The 20,506-nt window shown below is 71.4% G+C and carries 18 protein-coding genes and 1 tRNA gene; 15 read left to right on the forward strand and 4 right to left on the reverse strand.

Annotated features, from left to right (window positions below; genetic code table 11):
* Both AC4IJH_RS35640 and AC4IJH_RS35645 read right to left on the reverse strand, forming a co-directional pair.
* Nucleotides 1–1,274: SUKH-4 family immunity protein (locus AC4IJH_RS35640; RefSeq protein WP_490856122.1), on the reverse strand; the 1,274-nt coding region annotated here is incomplete at its 3' end.
* Between the two features lie 6 nt (nucleotides 1,275–1,280).
* Nucleotides 1,281–2,291: an SMI1/KNR4 family protein gene (locus tag AC4IJH_RS35645; protein ID WP_490856123.1), complete on the reverse strand. Its 1,011-nt coding sequence runs from the start codon at nucleotides 2,289–2,291 to the stop codon at nucleotides 1,281–1,283.
* 294 nt (nucleotides 2,292–2,585) lie between these two features.
* On the opposite strand from AC4IJH_RS35645, the gene AC4IJH_RS35650 reads away from it, so the two are divergent.
* Nucleotides 2,586–3,122, forward strand: coding sequence for a YwqJ-related putative deaminase (locus AC4IJH_RS35650; RefSeq protein WP_490856124.1), 537 nt, complete (start codon nucleotides 2,586–2,588; stop codon nucleotides 3,120–3,122).
* A 5-nt stretch (nucleotides 3,123–3,127) separates the two neighbouring features.
* Complete coding sequence (locus tag AC4IJH_RS35655) at nucleotides 3,128–3,697, forward strand: SUKH-3 domain-containing protein (protein ID WP_490856125.1); 570 nt, start codon at nucleotides 3,128–3,130, stop codon at nucleotides 3,695–3,697.
* Between the two features lie 68 nt (nucleotides 3,698–3,765).
* On the opposite strand, the gene AC4IJH_RS35660 is transcribed toward AC4IJH_RS35655, so the two are convergent.
* Nucleotides 3,766–5,175 carry a sensor histidine kinase gene (locus AC4IJH_RS35660; RefSeq protein WP_490856126.1) on the reverse strand — a complete coding sequence of 470 codons (1,410 nt, stop codon included), beginning with the start codon at nucleotides 5,173–5,175 and terminating at the stop codon, nucleotides 3,766–3,768.
* A gap of 293 nt (nucleotides 5,176–5,468) precedes the next feature.
* Here AC4IJH_RS35660 and AC4IJH_RS35665 point away from each other — a divergent pair.
* The 7 genes from AC4IJH_RS35665 (at nucleotide 5,469) to AC4IJH_RS35695 (ending at nucleotide 11,336) form a co-directional block, all read left to right on the forward strand.
* Nucleotides 5,469–5,540, forward strand: a tRNA-Gln gene (locus AC4IJH_RS35665).
* A 115-nt stretch (nucleotides 5,541–5,655) separates the two neighbouring features.
* Nucleotides 5,656–7,113, forward strand: coding sequence for a bifunctional UDP-N-acetylglucosamine diphosphorylase/glucosamine-1-phosphate N-acetyltransferase GlmU (glmU, locus tag AC4IJH_RS35670; RefSeq protein ID WP_490856127.1), 1,458 nt, complete (start codon nucleotides 5,656–5,658; stop codon nucleotides 7,111–7,113).
* A gap of 86 nt (nucleotides 7,114–7,199) precedes the next feature.
* The gene (locus AC4IJH_RS35675; RefSeq protein ID WP_136744256.1) at nucleotides 7,200–8,174 is read left to right on the forward strand and encodes a ribose-phosphate diphosphokinase; all 975 of its coding nucleotides are present in this window, start codon (nucleotides 7,200–7,202) and stop codon (nucleotides 8,172–8,174) included.
* A 184-nt stretch (nucleotides 8,175–8,358) separates the two neighbouring features.
* Nucleotides 8,359–8,946: a 50S ribosomal protein L25/general stress protein Ctc gene (locus AC4IJH_RS35680; protein WP_490856128.1), complete on the forward strand. Its 588-nt coding sequence runs from the start codon at nucleotides 8,359–8,361 to the stop codon at nucleotides 8,944–8,946.
* A gap of 189 nt (nucleotides 8,947–9,135) precedes the next feature.
* Complete coding sequence (gene pth, locus AC4IJH_RS35685) at nucleotides 9,136–9,726, forward strand: aminoacyl-tRNA hydrolase (protein WP_490856129.1); 591 nt, start codon at nucleotides 9,136–9,138, stop codon at nucleotides 9,724–9,726.
* 163 nt (nucleotides 9,727–9,889) lie between these two features.
* The gene (locus tag AC4IJH_RS35690; protein ID WP_490856130.1) at nucleotides 9,890–10,432 is read left to right on the forward strand and encodes a hypothetical protein; all 543 of its coding nucleotides are present in this window, start codon (nucleotides 9,890–9,892) and stop codon (nucleotides 10,430–10,432) included.
* A gap of 148 nt (nucleotides 10,433–10,580) precedes the next feature.
* A complete protein-coding gene (locus tag AC4IJH_RS35695) occupies nucleotides 10,581–11,336 on the forward strand; it encodes an LAVTG motif-containing sortase-dependent surface protein (RefSeq protein WP_490856131.1) in 756 nt (251 codons plus the stop codon).
* A gap of 299 nt (nucleotides 11,337–11,635) precedes the next feature.
* On the opposite strand, the gene ppc is transcribed toward AC4IJH_RS35695, so the two are convergent.
* The gene (gene ppc / locus AC4IJH_RS35700; protein WP_490856132.1) at nucleotides 11,636–14,386 is read right to left on the reverse strand and encodes a phosphoenolpyruvate carboxylase; all 2,751 of its coding nucleotides are present in this window, start codon (nucleotides 14,384–14,386) and stop codon (nucleotides 11,636–11,638) included.
* A gap of 427 nt (nucleotides 14,387–14,813) precedes the next feature.
* Here ppc and AC4IJH_RS35705 point away from each other — a divergent pair, with 427 nt between their 5' ends.
* The 6 genes from AC4IJH_RS35705 (at nucleotide 14,814) to AC4IJH_RS35730 (ending at nucleotide 20,441) form a co-directional block, all read left to right on the forward strand.
* Nucleotides 14,814–15,785, forward strand: a complete 972-nt coding sequence (locus AC4IJH_RS35705; RefSeq protein ID WP_490856133.1) for an acyl-CoA desaturase — start codon at nucleotides 14,814–14,816, stop codon at nucleotides 15,783–15,785.
* A 107-nt stretch (nucleotides 15,786–15,892) separates the two neighbouring features.
* A complete protein-coding gene (locus tag AC4IJH_RS35710; RefSeq protein WP_490856157.1) occupies nucleotides 15,893–16,567 on the forward strand; it encodes a TetR/AcrR family transcriptional regulator in 675 nt (224 codons plus the stop codon).
* Nucleotides 16,568–16,916: 349 nt separating this feature from the next.
* On the forward strand, nucleotides 16,917–17,207 hold the full coding sequence (locus AC4IJH_RS35715; protein WP_490856134.1) for a WXG100 family type VII secretion target: 291 nt from the start codon (nucleotides 16,917–16,919) through the stop codon (nucleotides 17,205–17,207).
* A gap of 55 nt (nucleotides 17,208–17,262) precedes the next feature.
* The gene (locus AC4IJH_RS35720) at nucleotides 17,263–18,546 is read left to right on the forward strand and encodes a WXG100 family type VII secretion target (protein ID WP_490856135.1); all 1,284 of its coding nucleotides are present in this window, start codon (nucleotides 17,263–17,265) and stop codon (nucleotides 18,544–18,546) included.
* A gap of 133 nt (nucleotides 18,547–18,679) precedes the next feature.
* Nucleotides 18,680–19,702 (forward strand): hypothetical protein, encoded by a 1,023-nt coding sequence (locus tag AC4IJH_RS35725; protein ID WP_490856136.1) that lies wholly within the window; start codon nucleotides 18,680–18,682, stop codon nucleotides 19,700–19,702.
* 85 nt (nucleotides 19,703–19,787) lie between these two features.
* Entirely contained in the window at nucleotides 19,788–20,441 is a 654-nt protein-coding gene (locus tag AC4IJH_RS35730; RefSeq protein WP_490856137.1) for a hypothetical protein, read from the forward strand.
* Nucleotides 20,442–20,506 lie beyond the last annotated feature (65 nt).

The following is a 20,506-nucleotide window of genomic DNA, read 5'->3' on the forward strand; positions in this document are numbered from 1 at the left end:
GGTCCGGGCGCGCCCGAAGTGCCGGGCGCGTCAAAGGTGTTGGGCCCGCCAGGGCCGCTGGGGGCCGCGCCGGGGGCGCCCGGCGGCGGGGGCGGTACGGCTCCGCCCGGAGCCTGCGGGTAGCCGTACGCGCCAGGGGCGTTGGGCACTCCCGGGCCCTGCGGGTAGCCGTACGCGCCCGGAGGCGGCGGCACGTCCAGGACGGGCGGGCCGGACGGCGGGGGCAGGTCGGGCAGGCCGGGGGCGCCCGGGGCGCCGGGCGGGCCCGAGGGCAGCGGCGGGGGCGGCGTCGCGGGCCTGCCCGGCAGGCCGAGTGCGGCCGCCGCGGCCGGGTCGTCGACCGCCGGCGCGATGGCCGTACGCGGCAACTGGCTGCCGCCGGAGAGCAGTTCGGTCTTCGCCTCGGGGCGGGCGCGCGGCGAGGGCGGCGGGGTGTCCTCGGCGTCGGACCCGGACAGCGCCGGGGCGAAGACCGTGGCGGGCAGGCCCACCGACCGGTCGTCCGCGTCGTCGCCGCCCGAGGTGTCCGTACCGGCCCACGGGGTCGCCCCCGCGGACGCACCGGCACCGTAGCCACCGCCGGCCCCGGCCGGCGCCGCGGCACCGTACCCGCCCTCGGCACCGGTCGGCACCGCGTCCTGGACCGGCACCGCGTCGGCCGGAACCACCGGCCCCGGCTCCGCGGCGTTCCCCGGGGCGGCCCCCGACGCGGCGGCAACCGCCCCCGCACCGGCGGCAGTCCCCGGCGCCCCGGCGCCCTCGGACGCCCCGTCCGACCGAACCGAACCAGCCGAATCCACCGGCCCATTCGCACCGGACGACCCGGCCGCACCAGCCGCCCCGGCCCCACCAGAAGTCCCAGCCGCCCCGGCTCCCGCTGTCCCGCCACCGCGCCGGTCCGGAATGCCGATCGCGTCCGCCGCCTCCTGCAGCCACTCCGGCGGAGTCAGCAGGAACGACGTCGCCTCCAGGTCGATGCGCTGCGGGGGCGCGTCCGCCACCGCGGCGCCCGCGTCAGCGCCGTACTCCTCCTCGTACCGGCGGATCACCTCGCCCACCGGCAGCCCGGGCCACAGCGTCACCTCGCCGCTGTCCCGCGCGATCACCAGCCGCGAGCGGCCGCCGTCGCTGGTCGGGCCGCCCGCGCGGTCCTCCGCCCAGGCCACGAAGCCCAGCTCGAACTCCCGCACCCGCACCTCGCGGTGCTGCGGCGCGGGCACCTCACCGTTGACCCAGCGCTCCGCGCGCTCCTGAGCCTGCGCGAACGTCACCATCGCGCCTCACCCCTCCACCGGAACGGCGCGCGCGAAGCCACCGTCCACCATCAGGTTCGCCACGGTCTCCAGCTCCGGCGGATTGCCCGCCAGCCGCTGGAGGAAGTCGTCGAAGTCCGCGCCGCAGGGCAGCAGCAGGTGCTCCGCCCGCTCCTGGACCGTCCAGCCGTCCCGGTCGCGTGCGTCGTCGTACGCGCAGAACCACACCGTCCCCAGCGCGTCGCCCTTCACCTTCACCGCGACCACGCCGCCCTGTACGAAGCCGACACCCAGGTAGTCCTTGGTGAAGTGGTCGCGCAGGCACTTGTTGACGTACACCAGGTCGTTCATGGCCGCCTCGTCGCGCACGGTGAAGAACGGCTGGTCCACCAGCAGACCCAGCCCGGCGTCCAGCGCCGCGCCCACCGGTGCGCAGCCGCCCGCCGCCTTCAGGAACGAACGGTAGGCGCCCGGGAGCCGGTAGCCCAGCGCCTCCTCGGCCTGGGTGACCTGGTCCTCGGACACCGCCAGATCGCGGTGCGGCACCACGAAGTGCGCGGGCCGCGTCTCCTGGAGCGGGCGCGTGCCGCGCTTGCCGTGCTCCACCGCGGCCGTCGCCAGCCCGCCGTGATGCCGCAGCAGCGCCTTGACCTCGACCGGAACCAGCTCCATACGGCGCGTACCCGCGACGTGGTGCCACGTCCAGCCGTGCGGGGTCGCCACCGGGGGCACGTCCTCCCACAGCTCGTGGCCCGAGGCGTGCAGCGCGGCGTTCGCCGACACGTAGTCCGTCAGCCGCAGCTCGTCCACGCCGAAGCCCTCCGGGGGCTCGGCGATCTCCGCCGCCGCCCGCGCGTACGGCGAGAAGTCCGGGAATCCCTCGGGCCCCACCCGCACACCTCTGGGGTGACGGGCGGCCCGCACCGGGTCCGGGAAATGCACGACCTGCCCCGCGTAGGCCGTGTTCGGCGGCGCGGCACGGCCCCCAGCCTGGCTGCTGGGAGGTGCTCCCAGCCCACGGACTGGACCTGTCGTCATGGCGGTTGCCCCCTGGCTGGAACTGGCTACTGCGCACAGCCTATGCGGTGCCGCAATACCGTCCCGCGCCCCTGCCCGGCCGCCCCGGGCAGCGACGAACGCCCCCAAACCGCCCCCATCCCACCCCACTCACCACCCCTCGCGGCGCTCACCACGCCCGGCGCACCACGCCCGCGCGCCCCCGTACACAACCGTGACATCCCCGACAGCACGCCCGACTTCCGCAACACCCGGCGCATTTGGCAGGCTGACCCCCGCAACCGGGGGGTTTGCACGGGAGGGAAGAGCAGCACGATGCACACGACCGCAGAGCACATGACCGCAGAGCACACCGCAGGCACCACCGCTGCCACGGGGGACCCCCGCATCGGCTGGAGCGGCACCGCCGACACCGACCGGCCACCCAGCCTCCGCCACCGCCGCGACGGCATCCTCCCCGCCGTCGGCGCCGCCCTGTCCGTCCGCGGGCGGACCCTGACCTGCACCGCGAGCAAGGCCGAGCAGCCGCCCACCCTCCACCCGCTGGTCCAGGACTTCCTCGACACCCTCGCCACCGCGCAGCGCGAGCGCTTCACCGGGCGCTGTCCCGAAGCCGTACTCCTCTCGCGCCACCTCAGCGCCGTCGAGGCCAACCGCGGCAAACGCGCCTCCCGCAAACCCCTCACCAACGGCGAGGCGCGCCGCTCCCTGAAGCACTCCAAGCTCACCGCCCGCCACATCCGCGAGGACGGCGACCCCCAGCACGGCGCCTACGCCCCGCCCTGCCGCTCCTGCGACGCGCTGCTGGCCTTCTTCGGCGTCATGCCCATCGGCACCACGGCAGGGAGCTGACCACGATGCCGCCCACCCCCGCCCCCGGCTCCCCCGACGCCTACCGCCCCTACGACCGCACCTCCTCGACCCGCTTCCCCGTGGCCGTGGACGCCGCGCTGCGCGAAGCGGGCTGGCAGCCGGGGCGCTGGGACATAAAGCAGGCCGAACAGTGGGCCGACGCCCTGCGCGCCCACACCTCGCCCGCCGGGCACCGCCACACCGTCTTCCCCGCCGCCGTCGAGGTCTGGGCCGAATTCGGCGGTCTGCGCATCGCCGCCTCGGGCCCCGGCCGCCACGTGGCGCCCACCCCCTTCACCGTGGACCCCCTGCACGGCCTGCACCTCGCCCGCACCCTCGGTGACCTGGGCCGCGCCCTGGAGACCGAGATCGCCCCCCTGGGCCGCGAGGAGCTCACCGGCGCTTCGGCCGCCACCGCGGCGACCCTCGCCATCGACACCGAAGGCCGCGTCTACAGCCTCGACCACACCGGCGACTGGTTCCTGGGCCACCACATCGACCAGGCCCTGAGCACGCTCCTCCTGGGCACCCGTCCTACGCGGCTCACGCCCGCACGGGAGGAGACCCGGACCTGATCCAGCCCGTCCGGCGCTTGAGGACGAGCCCGGCGGAGCCGGGGCGACACCGCGTCAGCCCACGCGCGTCAGCCCACCGCGCCGCACGGCAGCACCGCCGATACGCGAAAGCCACCCGCGTCCGTCGCCCCCGCCACGAACACGCCCCCGAGCGCCGTCACCCGCTCCTTCATCCCCACCAGGCCGTTCCCCCCGCTCGGCAGCCCCGCGTCCGCCGCTCCGGCCTCGGAGACGCCGTTCTCCACCTGCACCGCGACCTCCCCGTCCCGGTGCGCCAGCCGCACCCGGGCGCGGGCGCCCGGCGCGTGCTTGTGCACGTTGGTCAGGGCTTCCTGGACCACCCGGTACGCGGTCTGCTCCACCGCCGGCGGGCACGCCGACGCCTCGCCCTCGACCAGCAGCTCGACCACCATCCCGGCCGCCCGCGACTGCTCCACCAGGTCCGGCAGCTCCGCCAGGCACGGCCCCTCGCCGTCCGGCTCCGCCACGGCCACCGGGCCGCCCCGTACGCCCGCCCCGGCCATCGCCTGGGCCCGGGCGCCGGCCCGCGCCGGGACAGCGGCGCCCGCCTTGGCCTTGGCAGCCACCGCCACCAGGCGCTCCGGCTCGTCCGAGACCGGCTTGGCGCCCGCGGACGTCCCCTCGGCGGTCCGCAGCACGCCGAGCATCTCGCGCAGTTCGGTGAGCGCCTGCCGGCCCATGTCCCCCACCAGAGCGGCGTTCTTGGACGCCTTCTCCGGGTCCTTGAGCGCCACCGCCTGCAACGCCGCCGCGTGCACCACCATCAGGCTCACCCGGTGGGCGACGACATCGTGCATCTCGCGCGCGATACGTGTGCGCTCCTCGTTGCGCGCCCACTCGGCCCGTTCCTCGGCCCTGTCGGCCAGCAGCGACAGCTCCCGCTCCAGGCCGTCGGCCCGCTCCCGCAGGCTCTCCACCAGACGGCGTCTGGCGCCCACGTACAGGCCCAGCAGCACCGGCGGGGCCGTGACGACCACGCCCATCGCCACCGACATCGTCGGGACGTACCACAGCGGCGGGTTGAAGTCGGCGCGCGCGGCGACGTCGTGCCGCATCTCCAGGAAAGTGATGATCAAGGTGCCGGTGACCGACATCCCGGCCAGCAGTGCGGTGATCCGCCGCGGCACGTCGGAGGCCGCGAGCGTGTAGAGCCCCACGATCCCCAGGAGCCCGCCCATCTGCGCCGGTGTCACCGCGACGGACACCAGCACCACGGCTATCGGCCAACGCCTGCGTACCAGCAGCACCGGGCCCACCAGCAGCCCCAGCACCACGCCGACCCCGGCCGGCAGCCGCGCCTCCTCGGCGAATTTCAGGCCCTCGACGACACATTCCACCGTCGACGCGAGCGCCAGGAACACATCCAGTACGGCGCTGCGCCGCCGGGCCCACCACCACGGCCCGTTCCCGGGCGCGGCCCTCGCGCCCACTGCTTCGATTGCCCCCGTTGCGGTCATACCGACCAGCCTACGGGCGCCCCCGCGCCTTTCTCCCTGGCCCGCAGCAGCACGACACCGCACCGTTACGGTCCGGTACCTGCACTTTTCCCGAGAACTGTTGAATCGACCACACATTCGGCACATTCGCACATCCCCGCAGGCCACCCTGCCGTCATGGCCGGAACCCGGGACATCCGGCATGTGAGGCAGAGCGCTGCCCCATACCGTCGCATCGAGGGCTGGTGGTACGGCATAGTGTGGGGTGTCGATCGACCGGCCCGACGAAGTGTCCGGTTTGGTCGGTTTCACTATCCCCTGTGGTGTAATTGGCAACACTGCGGTTTTTGGTACCGTCATTCCAGGTTCGAGTCCTGGCGGGGGAGCACAGACGAGTTCGGGTCCTGGCGTAATCGCCGGGACCCGCCCGCGTTTCGGCAACAAAACGCACCGGTATCCTTCGGGTGTCCACCCCACCCGAAGAAGCCGAAGGGCATCCCCGTGAGCGCCAACCGCCCGGCAGCCGTCGTCGTTCTCGCAGCGGGTGAGGGTACCCGCATGAAGTCGGCGACCCCCAAGGTCCTGCACGACATCTGCGGTCGCTCCCTCGTGGGGCACGTCGTCGCCGCCTCCCGCGAACTGGACCCCGAGCACCTCGTCGTGGTCGTCGGGCACGCCCGCGACCAGGTCCAGGCCCACCTCGCCGAGATCGACGACCGCGTACGCACCGCGGTGCAGTACGAGCAGAACGGCACCGGTCACGCCGTACGCATGGGCCTGGAGGAGCTGGGCAACGACGGCATCGCCCTCGACGGCACGGTCGTCGTCGTCTGCGGCGACACCCCGCTGCTGACCGGCGAGACACTGCGCAAGCTCAGCTCGACCCACGCCGCCGACGGGAACGCCGTCACGGTGCTCTCCGCCGAGGTCCCCGACTCCACCGGCTACGGCCGCATCGTGCGCGACGACGCCACCGGCGCGGTGACCGAGATCGTCGAGCACAAGGACGCCACCGACGCGCAGCGCGAGATCCGGGAGATCAACTCCGGCGTCTTCGCCTTCGACGCGCAGCTGCTGGTCGACGCGCTGGGCAAGGTGCGCACGGACAACAGCCAGGGCGAGGAGTACCTGACCGACGTCCTCGGCATACTGCGCGAGGCCGGGCACCGGGTCGGCGCGGCCGTCGCCGGCGACCACCGCGAGATCCTGGGCATCAACAACCGTGTGCAGCTGGCCGAGGCGCGCCGGCTGCTGAACCAGCGGCTGCTGGAGCGGGCGATGCTCTCCGGCGTGACGGTGATCGACCCGGCCACGACGTGGGTGGACGTGAGCGTCACCTTCGAGCCGGACTCCGTCGTGCACCCCGGTACGCAGCTGCTGGGCACGACCCACATCGCCACCGGCGCCGAGGCCGGCCCCAACTCCCGGCTGACGGACACCGAGGTCGGCCAGGGCGCCGTCGCCTCGTTCACGGTCGCCGCGGGCGCCCGGATCGGCGCGGGCGCGAGCGTGGGCCCGTACGCGTATCTGCGGCCCGGTACGGACCTGGGGGCGAAGTCGAAGGCCGGGGCGTACGTCGAGATGAAGAACGCGACGCTCGGCGAGGGCACGAAGGTGCCGCACCTGTCGTACGTGGGCGACGCGACGATCGGCGAGTACACCAACATCGGTGCGGCCAGCGTCTTTGTGAACTACGACGGTGAGGCCAAGCACCACACCACCGTCGGGTCGCACTGCCGCACCGGGTCGGACAACATGTTTGTGGCTCCCGTCACGATCGGGGACGGCGCGTACACCGCCGCCGGCTCGGTCATCACCAAGGATGTGCCCCCGGGTTCGCTGGCTGTCGCACGTGGACAGCAGCGCAATATCGAGGGCTGGGTCGCTCGCAAGCGCCCCGGAAGTGCCGCCGCGCAGGCCGCTTCGGCTGCCCGTCAGGACGACAACGGCGGGCAGTGACCGTGTAACGCGTACGCCGTGCGGGGCGTACCGTGATAAGCGCACGCAAACAGACCCCCGAGTATTTTCTGGCAAGGAGATTTGCTGTGACCGGGATCAAGACGACCGGCGAGAAGAAGTTGATGCTCTTCTCCGGCCGCGCCCACCCCGAGCTGGCCGAGGAGGTCGCGCACCAGCTCGGTGTCGGCCTGGTCCCGACGAAAGCGTTCGACTTCGCCAACGGTGAGATCTACGTCCGCTACCAGGAGTCGGCGCGTGGCGCGGACTGCTTCTTGATGCAGAGCCACACGGCTCCCATCAACAAGTGGATCATGGAGCAGCTGATCATGCTCGATGCTCTCAAGCGCGCCTCCGCGCGGAGCATCACCGTGGTCATCCCCTCCTACGGCTACGCCCGTCAGGACAAGAAGCACCGCGGCCGTGAGCCGATCTCGGCCCGCCTGATCGCGGACCTGCTCAAGACGGCGGGCGCGGACCGTATCGTCACCGTCGATCTGCACACCGACCAGATCCAGGGCTTCTTCGACGGCCCGGTGGACCACCTCTTCGCACTGCCGGTCCTCGCGGACTACGTGGGCGCCAAGGTGGACCGCGACAAGCTCACCGTCGTGTCCCCGGACGCGGGCCGGGTGCGGGTCGCCGACCGCTGGTGCGACCGCCTGGACGCCCCGCTGGCCATCGTGCACAAGCGGCGCGACAAGGACGTGGCCAACCAGGTCACCGTCCACGAGGTCGTCGGCGACGTGAAGGACCGGGTCTGCGTCCTGGTCGACGACATGATCGACACCGGTGGCACCATCTGCGCCGCCGCCGACGCGCTGTTCGCCAACGGCGCGGCGGATGTCATCGTGACGGCCACGCACGGCATCCTGTCCGGCCCGGCCGCCGACCGCCTGAAGAACTCCAAGGTCAGCGAGTTCGTCTTCACCAACACCCTGCCCACGCCGTCCGAGCTGGAGCTGGACAAGATCACGGTGCTGTCGATGGCGCCGACGATCGCGCGGGCGATCCGTGAGGTCTTCGAGGACGGCTCGGTCACCAGCCTCTTCGAAGAGCAGTGATCATCAGCGTCGGATAGATCGACTTGGGGGCGGCCTCCCCGCCGGGTAGACTCACGGAGTTGCTCGGCGAGGGAGGCCGTACTCATCGCAGTACGGCGGTCCGTAATCGACGCGCTCTTCGTAGCAGGTCTGTCGTGGGCCGGGTAACGGCCACCAGATCCGTCTGAATACGAGGAGTGCAGTCATGGCTGAGGTCAAGCTCACCGGTGAGGCCCGTACCGACTTCGGTAAGGGTGCCGCCCGCCGTACCCGCCGCGAGAACAAGGTCCCGGCCGTCGTCTACGGTCACGGCGCCGAGCCCAAGCACGTGGCGGTCGACAGCCACGCGCTGATGATGGCCCTGAAGACCCCGAACGCCCTGATCAGCCTGGACGTGGACGGCAAGAGCGAGCTGGTCATCCCCAAGGCCGTGCAGCGCGAGGCCATCCGCGGCTTCCTGGTCCACGTGGACTTCCTGGCCGTCAAGAAGGGCGAGAAGGTCACCGTCGAGCTGCCGATCCACACCGAGGGCGACCTGGCCCCGGGCGGCAACCTGCTCGAGCACCTGCTGAACACCCTGCCGGTCGAGGCCGAGGCCACCCACATCCCGGAGTCGGTCACCGTCTCCATCGCGGGTCTGGACGCCGGTCACACCGTGCACGCCAAGGACATCACGCTGCCCGCCGGCACCACCCTGGCCATCGACGAGGACGCTGCCGTGCTGCAGGTCGTCGCCGCGCAGGCCGAGGCCCCGGCCGAGGCGTCCGCCGAGGGCGAGGGCGCCGAGGCCTGAGCCTCGCCCCGGTAGCTTCTGTCCCAACCGCTGTCGCGGCGCCGTGCGGTGCCGCGGCGGCGGTTGGGCCGTTTTGGAGACCATGCGCGCCAAGCTGTGCGGTAGGCGAGGCGGCGCATGGACGGCAGCACCCGTTCGGCGGCGCCGGACGACACGCAAGGTGCACGACTTCGTCGAGGAGACGCGGAGATGACGGACGCAGACAGCCCCTGGCTCGTGGTGGGGCTGGGCAATCCGGGCCCTGAGTACGCGGCCAATCGCCACAACGTGGGGTTCATGGTGGCCGATCTGCTGGCGGAGCGGATGGGCGGCCGCTTCAAGGCGCACAAGGCGCGGGCGCAGGTCGTGGAGGGCCGGATCGGCGCTCCCGGTCCCGGCAGCCGGCGGGTCGTGGTGGCCAAGCCGATGTCGTTCATGAATCTCTCGGGCGGTCCCACGACGGCGCTGCGGGACTTCTACAAGGTGCCGGTGGACCACATCATCGCGGTGCACGACGAGCTGGACATCGACTACGGGGTGCTGCGGCTGAAGCTGGGCGGCGGCGACAACGGCCACAACGGCCTGAAGTCGATCACGAAGTCGCTGGGCGCCGACTACCACCGGGTGCGGTTCGGGATCGGGCGGCCGCCGGGCCGGATGCCGGTCGCGGACTTCGTGCTGAAGGACTTCTCCTCGGCCGAGCGCAAGGAGCTGGACTACTTCGTGGACCGGGCGGCGGACGCGGTGGAGGCGCTGGTCGCGGACGGGCTGGAGCGGGCGCAGAGCACGTACAACTCCTAGGTGCGAAAGGCCTGTTGGGGTGCGGTTCCGCCGGGCGGCGGGTGCGTACAACTCGGTGCGTACGGACCGCAAAGCGGCCCGATGGGGACAGCTGGGGGCAGGGTCCGGCGAACCACGGGCCCCCGGTTGACCGACCGCTGTTGTATGGCCAAGGATCGCCGCCATGCCCAAGAGCCGGACACGCACCAGGACGAGCACGAGCCGCAGACCCGCCAAGCGCAGCGCGGGCCGGCGGGCCGGGGAGAGCGCCTACGGGGTGCTGCTGGTGGCCCGTACCGGGCTGATGGGCGCGCTGGCGCTGCTCCTGCTGGTGGCGGGCGTCTGGACGTCCTGGAACACCGCTCAGTACGCCATGCTGCCCGAGGGGCGCGAGCGCGGGACGATGACGGTGTCGGCGTGCGCGGACGACCGCTGCACGGGGCCGTACACACCGGACGCGCGCGGGGGTACGCACCCGTCGAAGGCCTCGATCGCCCAGGCGGCGGCGCCGGACGAGGGCGAGCGCGTCGAGGTCGCCCTGAAGCCCGGCACGGACCGCGCGGTACGCACCGGCCTCGGCGGCGTCCTGTACGCCTGGGTCCCCTTCGCCGGCTCCCTCCTCCTGGCCGCCCTGGTGGTGGCGGGCGGCGTACGGATGCGGCGTACGGCGTGGGGCATGGGCCTGGTGGGCGCGTTGGTGCTCGCGGGAGCGTTCCTCACCCTGTGATGCGCCCATTGGTCCCCCGGAACCTTTGGGGCGCCTGCGGTGTAAAGGGGTATGTGGGTGGCAATGCTCCTTGACCGCTTCGAGCGGGCCGCAGGAGGCTGAGCCGCCACCCCCCAACTCCTCCCCGCTCAGAAGAAGTTGGTACCCCATGCGCTTCCTCCCCAGGGCCGGCGCGGTGACGGCGGTCTCGGCCGCCGGTCTGCTGCTCGCCCCGACCGCGTACGCGACCCCGCCCACCCCCTTCGGCCCTCCCGGCGACAACGGCACCGTAAAGATCCACGACGCCGCCACGGACGCGGAGCTGCGCAGGAACGAACCGCACGTCTGCCGCTTCTATCTCGACGCCTTCGGCTTCGACGGCGGGCAGCAGGCGCGGTGGAGGATCGTCGAGATGCCGCCCACCGGCGCGAAGGGGGCGGTGGTGAAGACCGGCGCACTGCCCCTGGACGGCGCGGGCCGGGGCCGTACGGAAGACCTGTCGCTGCCGGACGGCCACTACAAGCTGATCTGGAACTTCGACGGCGAGCACGGGCGGGCCAAGCACAAGGTCTTCTGGGCCGAGTGCGGCGGCGACGCGGCACCGGAGCGGCCGGGGCAGCCGGGACAGCCCGGCAAGGCGGCCCAGGAAGGCCAGGAGGCCGACAGGGCCGAGAAGGCGGTGGAGCGGCCCGGGCGCTCCGGTGGCGACGGCGCGGTGGCCGCGTCGGCGGCTCCGGGCGCGGCGGCCACCGGCGCCGGGCCGTCGGCCGCCGCGAAGGCGGCTGCGGACCCGGGTGCCCCGGCGGCGGACGGCGATCTGGCGGAGACCGGCGCCGGCGCTCCGGTGGGCACGCTCGCGGCGGGCGCGGTGGCACTGATCGGCGCGGGCGCGTACATCGTGCTGCGACGCCGCCGGCGGTCCTGACGCGGTTCTGGCGTAGGGGCGGGCGCGGCGCGGTTCGGGCATAGAGGCGGGCGCGGCGCGGTTCGGGCGTACGGACGGGCGCGGCGCGGTTCGGGCGTACGGACGGGCGCGGCGTGCTGCGGCCTCTGCGCCCCGCGCCCCTGCGACATGGCGTGGCCCCGCCCTCCGTTTCCCCGCAACACGGCGCGTCCCCCGCCCCCTCCCCCACCTCCCCCTAAAGGGGGAGGAGGCGGGGGGTGGGTTCGGGGGTGGGGGGAGTGCCGGTGCGGTTTTTGCGAGGCGCCGCGGCCTCGGCCGACTCAGCCCGTATTGCGCAGGCCCGCCGCCACGCCGTTCACGGTGAGCAGGAGGGCGCGGGCGAGTACCGGGTCGGCCTCCTCGCCGCGTTCGGCGGTGCGGCGCTGGCGGTCCAGGAGGGAGACCTGGAGGTAGGAGATCGGGTCGAGGTAGGCGTCACGGATGTGGAAGGTCTGCTTCAACACCGGGTTGGAGTCGAGGAGTTCGGCCTCTCCGGTGATGCGCAGGACTTCCTGGACGGTGAGTTCGTGCTCGGCCTTGATGACGTCGAAGACGTGCTTGAGCTCGTCGGGGACGAGGGTGTCGACGTAGTGCTGGGCGATCCGCAGGTCGGTCTTGGCCAGCGTCATCTCGACGTTGGACAGGAAGTTGCGGAAGAAGTGCCAGTGCTCGTGCATCTCGTCGAGCACGGTGTCCAGCCCCGCCTCGCGCGCCGCCTTCAGGCCCGTACCGACACCGAACCAGCCGGGGACGATCTGCCGGGACTGGGTCCAGCCGAAGACCCACGGGATGGCGCGCAGCCCGTCGAGCCCGGCGCCGGAGTCGGGGCGGCGCGAGGGCCGCGAGCCCAGGTGCAGCTCGGCGAGCTGGTCGACGGGGGTGGAGGCGAAGAAGTACGCGGGCAGGTCCGGGTCCTCCACCAGGCGGCGGTAGGAGCCGTGGGCGGCCTCGGAGACCGTCTCCATGGCGGCGTCCCAGCGGGCCAGCGCCTCGTCCGACTGGCGGGGGGCGGTGTGCAGCGCGGAGGCCTGGAGCGTTGCGGCGACGGTCAGTTCGAGGTTCTCGCGGGCCAGGGACGGCACGAGGTACTTGTCGGAGATGACCTCGCCCTGCTCGGTGACCTTGATCTCGCCCTCCAGGGTGCCGTACGGCTGGGCGAGGATCGCGTCGTGCGAGGGGCCGCCGCCGCGGCCGACGGTGCCGCCGCGGCCGTGGAAGAGGCGCAGGCGGACGCCGTGCCGGTGGGCGACGTCGCGCAGCAGGCGCTGGGCGCGGTGGATCTCCCACTGCGAGGTGGTGATGCCGCCGAACTTGGAGGAGTCGGAGTAGCCGAGCATGACCTCCTGGACGTCGCCGCGCAGGGCGACCAGGCGCCGGTAGGAGGGGTCGGCGAGCATCTCGTCCAGCAGCTGGTCGGCGATCTTGAGCTCGTCGGTGGTCTCCAGGAGCGGGACGATGCCGATCTTGGCCCAGCCGGCGTGCAGGTCGATCAGCCCGGCCTCGCGGGCGAGGACGGCGGCGGCCAGGACGTCGTCGGAGCCCTGGCACATGGAGATGATGTAGGACTCGATGACCTCGGGGCCGAAGGTGTCCTTGGCCTTGAGGATGGTGCCGAAGACGCCGAGGGTCTTGGCGCCGGCCTCGTCCAGCGGGGCCGGGGTGGGCGCCAGCGGGCGGCGCGAGCGCAGCTCCTTGGCGAGCAGCTTGCGGCGGTAGTCGCGCGGCATGTCGACATAGCGCCAGGACTCCTCGCCCAGGCGGTCGAAGAGCTGGCCCAGCGCGTGGTGGTGGGCGTCGGCGTGCTCGCGGATGTCCATGGTGGCGAGCTGGAGGCCGAAGGCCGCGATCGTACGGATCGTGCGCTCCAGGCGGCCGTCGGCGACCAGGCCGCCGCGGTGCTCGCGCAGGGAGGTCTGGATCAGGCCGAGGTCGTCCAGCAGCTCCGCGGTGCCGAGGTAGTCGCGGCCCGCGATGTGCGGGGTGTCGCCGGCCAGCCGCTCGCGGGTGTTGAGCAGCTTCTGGCGGATGCAGGTGGCCTTGAGGCGGTAGGGCTCTTCGGCGTTCAGGCGCTTGTAGCGGGGGCTGATCTCGGGGAGCAGCTCCAGGTCGCGCTGGAGGGAGGAGAGAAGTTCCTCGGTGGCGCCGCAGTTGCGGATGGAATTGGACAGGGCGCCGCGCAGCTCGTCGATGTGCTCCAGCGCGTCGGTGATGCCGTGTTCGTGCTGGAGGATCAGGACGTCCCAGGTGACCTGCGGGGTGACGTTGGGGTTGCCGTCGCGGTCGCCGCCGATCCAGGTGCCGAAGGTCAGCGGGCGGGTGCCGGGCGGGAGTTGGGTGCCGGCCCGCTCCAGCTCGGCGGCGAGGTCCTCCAGGACGTCGCCGACCGCGCCGCGGCCGAGCTCGTCGAGGTAGTAGATGGCGTTGCGGGCCTCGTCGGTGGGCTCGGGGCGGGCCACCCGCAGCTCGTCGGTCTGCCAGATGAGGTCGATGTTCTCGGCCAGGCGCAGATCCACCCGGCGGCGCTCGGCGGTGTCCGTACGGTCCAGCAGCTCGGCGACCTTGCGGAGCTTGGTCAGCACGGAGCGGCGGGCGGCCTCGGTGGGGTGCGCGGTGAAGACGGGGCGTACGCCGAGGTTGCCCGCGGTCTCGCGCAGGTGCTCGGGGTCGGCGTCCTTGAGCATGTCGGCGGTGCGGGCCAGGATGCCGCCCTCCGCCGCGCGCCGGACGCGCAGTTCGCGGCCGCGGTGCACCTGCTCGGTGACGTTGGCCAGATGGAAGTACGTGGAGAAGGCGCGTACGAGCTTGGCGGCGGTGGCCAGGTCGGTCTCGCCCAGGAGCCGGGCGGCGGCCTCCCCGTCGGAGCGGGTCAGCGCGCGGACCCGCTCGACGAGGTCGAGGAGTTCTGGGCCTTCCTGGCGGACCAGGGTCTCGCCCAGGAGGTCGCCGAGTCGGCGGATATCGGCGCGCAGCGGGCCGTTGTCGGTCGCTGCCGCCGCTGCGGTCTCGGCGGGGCTGTTGTCGGCACTGCTCACAGGTGCGGCTCCTTGCAGTGATCTCAGTGATCTGAGCACGTCCGGTCTGGCAGGGGTGCCCCCGGCGCTGGCTGGGGGCGGGTTGCGGACCGCGCTGTCCGACGCCCCCAGGATAGGTGTCCCCGCTGACAGCAGGTCACACCGTCCGCTGTGTGGGCACTCGTCCGCGGTGGCCCCTGCCGCCGGGGTTTCCCCGCCTTTGCGGCCTGTCCGGATTTCCCGCCTTCTCTGCCCGCGACAGCGCCGAGTCCCTTGCCCGTACGGCCTCCTGCGGCGGCTCCGGCGCGGTGTGCCGGTGGGTGCGCATCCGTCGCGGCGGGGCGCAGGGGCCCCTTGCCCGTGGCCACAGCACTGCCATACTTACGAGACCGTAGGTTACGGTTCCGTAGCCGTAGCCGTGCCCCCGAGCCCCCGACGAGGGACCCATATGACCGCTAGCCCGGAAATCCTCGAAGAGACCCCTAAACCCGCCGAGGCGCCACTGCCGTCCGCGACGCTGGGAGGCGAGCAGCGCAGGTCGGTCGAGCAGATCACTCTGCTGCTGTTCATCACGCTCCCGTTCGTGGCGCTGGTGGCGGCGGTGCCGCTGGCCTGGGGCTGGGGTGTGAGCTGGCTCGACCTCGGTCTGCTGGTCGCCATGTATTTCATTGGCTGTCACGGCATCACGATCGGTTTTCACCGCTATTTCACACACGGTTCGTTCAAGGCGAAGCGCCCGCTGCGCATCGCGCTGGCGATCATGGGGTCGCTGGCGGTCGAGGGCCCGGTGGTGCGCTGGGTCGCCGACCACCGCAAGCACCACAAGTTCTCCGACGCGGAGGGCGACCCGCACTCGCCGTGGCGCTTCGGCGAGACGGTCCCCGCGCTGATGAAGGGCCTGTGGTGGGCGCACATCGGCTGGATGTTCGACGAGGAGCAGACCCCGCAGCACAAGTACGCCCCGGACCTGATCAAGGATCCGGCCATCCGGCGGATCTCGCGCCAGTTCGTGCTGTGGACGACCGTGTCGCTGGCGCTGCCGCCGCTGGTCGGCGGTCTGGCGACGTGGTCGTGGCAGGGCGCGCTGACGGCGTTCTTCTGGGGCTCGCTCGTACGGGTAGGCCTGCTGCACCACGTGACGTGGTCGATCAACTCGATCTGCCACGCGGTGGGCAAGCGCCCCTTCAAGTCCCGTGACAAGTCCGGAAATGTCTGGTGGCTGGCGATCCTGTCGTGCGGCGAGTCCTGGCACAACCTGCACCACGCCGACCCGACCTCCGCGCGGCACGGCGTGATGCGCGGCCAGCTGGACTCCAGCGCCCGCCTCATCCGCTGGTTCGAGAAGGCCGGCTGGGCCTATGACGTGCGCTGGCCCAGCTCCTCGCGCATCGACGCGCGGCGCAAGGAGACGGCCGCCTAGGAGCCCTTCGCCCGGCGTCTCCCGGCGGTGGCCCCGGCGACCGGGAAACCGGGGCAAGCAGCCGGGGAAGGCATGATTGACCAGTGGCGATCGACGGCAGCAGCGTGATGATGAGCAGTAACAGCAAGGACAAGACCTCCTCCCCCACCGCGGGCCCCCGGCGTGCCCGGCGGGTCCGCATGACGGGCAAGGAGCGCCGCGAGCAGCTGCTGGACATCGGTCGCACGCTCTTCGCCGCGCGCGGCTTCGAGGGCACGTCGGTGGAGGAGATCGCGGCCAAGGCCGGGGTCTCCAAGCCGGTGGTCTACGAGCACTTCGGCGGCAAGGAGGGCCTGTACGCCGTCGTGGTGGACCGCGAGATGCGGCAGCTGCTGGACATGGTGACGGGTGCCCTGACCGCAGGGCACCCGCGCGAGCTGCTGGAACAGGCGGCCTTCGCACTGCTGGACTACATCGAGTCCTACACCGACGGGTTCCGCATCCTGGTGCGGGACTCCCCCGTGGCCCAGTCCACGGGCACCTTCGCCTCCCTGATCAGCGATATCGCCACCCAGGTCGAGGACATCCTGGGCCTGGAGTTCAAGGCCCGCGGCTTCGACCCCAAGCTGGCGCCGCTGTACGCGCAGGCACTGGTCGGCATGGTCGCGCTGACCGGCCAGTGGTGGCTGGACGTCCGTAAGCCGAAGAAGTCCGAGGTCGCGGCCCACCTCGTGAACCTGGCCTGGCACGGCCTGGACGGCCTGGAGCCGAAGCCCCGCCTGATAGGGCACCGCCGCGCCTGATCCGGGCCGCGTCGTGCCTACGGCGCACGGCATCCCATATTCGGACATTACCCGGAATTACCGAGACACCCGCTGGATCGGTAATTCCGGGACAATCCTTATGCGCGTTCCCCCCTGACGGAGCCTTTCTCCGCGAGAATTCACAGAACCGTCAGATTTCAACCACACCCTCCGCCGGACAGCCCCGGAAGTCGCGATACCGTATCCCGGTGCCGTCGACCACGGACCGTCCTGCGGCTGGCAACAGCCACCCCAATTCCGGCATCACAGGTCATTCCGCTCGGTAATCAGCGGCATTCACGGGCAGCCGCCCGGAACCAGCCAGAACCCAGCGGAGGGGGACCGTGGAATGGCGACGGACTTCAGGATCGACGTCGAGCGCGTACAGGGCATGCTCAACAAACTCGCCTCGGCCGACGACCGCATGCGCGACGCCCAGGGCCGCCTGAAGAAGGTGGGCCCCAAGGCCCTGGGGACCGACGGCCTCGACGACGCCTGCGACGAATTCCAGGGTCAGTGGGGCGACGGCATCAAGCGCATCGCGGATGCCGCCAAGGACATTCACGAACGCCTCAAGGCGACGGTGGACGCGTACAAGGCCGGCGAATCCGAGAACGAGAAGATGCTCGGCAAGAAGTAATCACCGGCGCCGTACGGATCCGCAATCACCAGCACTTCACTCCAGGGGGAACCGCATGTCCTGGCGGAGCATGTTCATCGAGGACGACTCGGCCTGGCCCGGCGTCGGCTTCAATCCGGCAAAGGGAGATCTGCACGCAATCCAGGCGCTCGCCTCCGATGTGAAATCCGTCGGCGACGAACTGGAAGAACTCGACCATCTCCTCAAGTCCGTCGGCAAGAGCGACGGCGCCTGGGAGGGCGAGGCGGCACAGAACTTCGCCAAGAAGCTCGGCGAACTGCCCAAGTACCTCAAGCAGGGCACCGAGTCCATGCACGACTGCGCCAAGGCACTGCGCGGCTGGCACACCCACCTGCAGGGCTTCCAGGACAAGGCCGGAAAGATCGAGGCCGAGGCCGCCCCGGCCCGCAAACAGGCGGACACGGACCGGGACCACTACAACGACCTGGAACGCAAGAACCGGCCGTACTTCGGCCAGATGATTCCGGCGGACCAGGCCAAGAAGATCAACGACGAGATGGAAGCGGCGCGCGACAAGGCCCAGAAGTCCAAGGACAAGCTCGATGAGCTCGTCCGGGAGGCCGAGAAGATCTACTCCCAGTGGAAGGACCGCGCCGGCGACGCCGAGCGCGCCATCTTGAAGGCCTCGGAGAACCACCCGCCGGACATCCACTGGTGGAACCGCGCCGTCGACGGCCTCAAGAGCGCCTGGCGCGGCTTCAAGGACTGGCTGGTCGAGAACGCCGACCTGCTGTCGACCATCTCATCGGCCCTGGCCGCCGCCGCGCTCGCCTGTCAGCTCATCCCGGGTGTAGGAACGGTCGTGGGCACCGTGCTGGGCGGCGCTTCAGCCGTCTTCGCGGCTGGAGCCATGGCGGGCCACTGGATGGGCAACGCACGCGGCAATGGCACACCAGGGTGGAAGATCGGGCTCGATGCGTTGGGGATCATCCCCGGGGTCGGTGGTGCCATCAAAGCCGCGAAGGGCGGCTGGGGCACAGCCGCCAAGCTCGCGGAAAAGGCAGGCACCCAGGCCAAACTCGGCGAGAAGCTGGCCGCGGCAGGCAAGGCGCTGGGCCCGAAGAACATCGCCAGGAACACACCTGAGGGCATGGCGGAGGCGCTCGGCCAGCCACTGAGCACCAAGAGCGTCAACTTCCTTTTGAAGAAGTCCTTCGGTGAGGGTGCACAGCTCTCGGACAAGGCGCAGGCGGCCTCGCAGCTGATCTTGAAAACGGGCTCGGCGGGTCACGGGTTCGCCCAGCACTTCGGCGGCGACACGCAAACGGTCGCCCCTGGCCCGTCCGGCCAGAAGTTCCACCAAACGTTGGCCGCCTGAGCGGTGAAGGGATGAGACAGTGCTGCACCCGGCCTCTGAAGACGGCAGGGCGACCACCGTGCCGGCACCTCGGCAGGAGCAGTCCCGGCTGAACGTCGGTTGGATCATGCCGCCGTTCGTTCGGGAGCTGCCGGTGAACGCTCCCGACTCGGAGACCGCTGCCGAGCAACTGCACGCGCTGGCCACAGAAGCCCTGCCGGACCGTCCGGTGGATGAGCAGTACCGCTTCGCCGCGGCACTCGCCTCCCAGCTGGACCCCATGCTGGAGGCCAATGTCATCTACGCAGGCCTGTGCCTGCTCGAGGTGGACGGCCGCCCGAGCGGCTCGACCGTTGTCGTCAGCCAGATCCCGCACGAGAGCGACGACGAGGACGAACTCCTGCGGACGACGCAGGAGCTGCTCCAGCTCGCTCACCCCGACGACGATTACCAGCGGGTGGAGTTGCCGTGCGGGCCCGCTCTCACCCGCATCGGCGCTTCTGGATTCATCATCACCGCGGAGTGGTCCCCCACGGGGCAGGATGTGGCGATCCAGCAGTCGCAGATCCAGGTCTATATCCCGTTGCCCGGAGCTCGCGAAATGCTGATCTTCGCGCTCGACTCGCCGTCCCACGAAGACTGGGACCTGCACTCCGAGCTGTTCGCGGAAATCCTCAAGACGATCGACTGGGGCACGGACCAGGACATCGAGGACTACCGCGCCATGCGGCAGAGCGCTCCGGCGGCAGCCGAGCCGGACGAATCGGTGCAGCGAGAGCTGTTCTGGCATTCCAGCCGGCTGCTGGACGTCATCGCGCTGCAGGGCCGTACGCGCAGCGCCAAGCGAGTCAACTCGGTCACCTGTGAAGAGTGTTGGGGAAAGGGCCTGCGGTCCGCCTGCTCCGCCCGGCACCGCTGGCAGATCGACCCCACGGCGCCCGCCGACCTCGCAGGCGCGCTGATACGGGTTACTGCCGCCTTCTCCTCCCAGGGCTGGGAAACGGAACCGACGGGGGACGACACCAGGGTGCGCCTGCGGGCCGGCTCCGCCGCGGCGCAACGGTCGGTGGGCTATTCGTTCACCGTGTCCGTGGACGCCGCAGCGGGCTCGCTCAGCGCCGAAGTCGTCACGCCGTGCAGCCGTACATCAGCCGCGGTGGATTCCGCCTTCGGATGACGCCGCTACAGGAGGACTCCGATCACCATGGACTCGTCCCGGTGCGTTGGCCCGCGAGGGCCACATCCCCTGACCCCTCGGGCAGATGAAGGAGCAGGCTGCGGTGGTGAATGAATTCGAGCAGCGCATCGCGCAGTCCCTGCCGCCCGGCGAGCGGCTTCTCGGCTTCTTCGGGGTGTCCCGGACGCTGAGTTACAGCGTCGAGGGAAAGGGGGACGTCCCGGCGAACCGACGGCCCTATGTGCTGACCGACGCGCCGAAGCGCGGCTGGTGGGACCGGAGCGTGTCGCAGTTCTTCAAGGTGATCCTCAACCAGGATCCGAATCCTGGGGCGGACAGGCCGGGCAAGGCGGTCATGGACCCCGCGAAGCGGGGAAAGCTGCAGAAGCGGAGGGCGCTTTACTACGGCGGCTGGGACAGCCTGGCAGGGCAATGGCTGGCGGCAGCGCAGCCGCGCTCGCAGGCAAAGGTCTCGGTGTTCGTGGCCGTCACCGAGCGGCATCTGCGCTTCGTGTACACGGAGATCCGGCGGGACAGCAGGAAGCTGGACGGTGCGCTGGAAGCGGGTGCGGTGTTTCCGCGGCAGTCCGTGGTGTGGACGCGCAGGGCGGACGGCGGCGGCCGCGACCTTCAGTTCGGGTTCGGTGACGGGTCCTGGGGGACTCTCTTCGTCGGTGATGTCGAAGGGATCGCCGCGTATTTTCCCGGGGCGCTCAGCCATGACGATCCCATTCCCTGATGGGCGGTGTCCGGTGGCGGAAGTGGCATTGCTCTGTGCGCGCCGATCGGGCGCAGTGGATTGCG

The sequence above is a fragment of the Streptomyces sp. UF-297 genome, assembly GCF_058245575.1.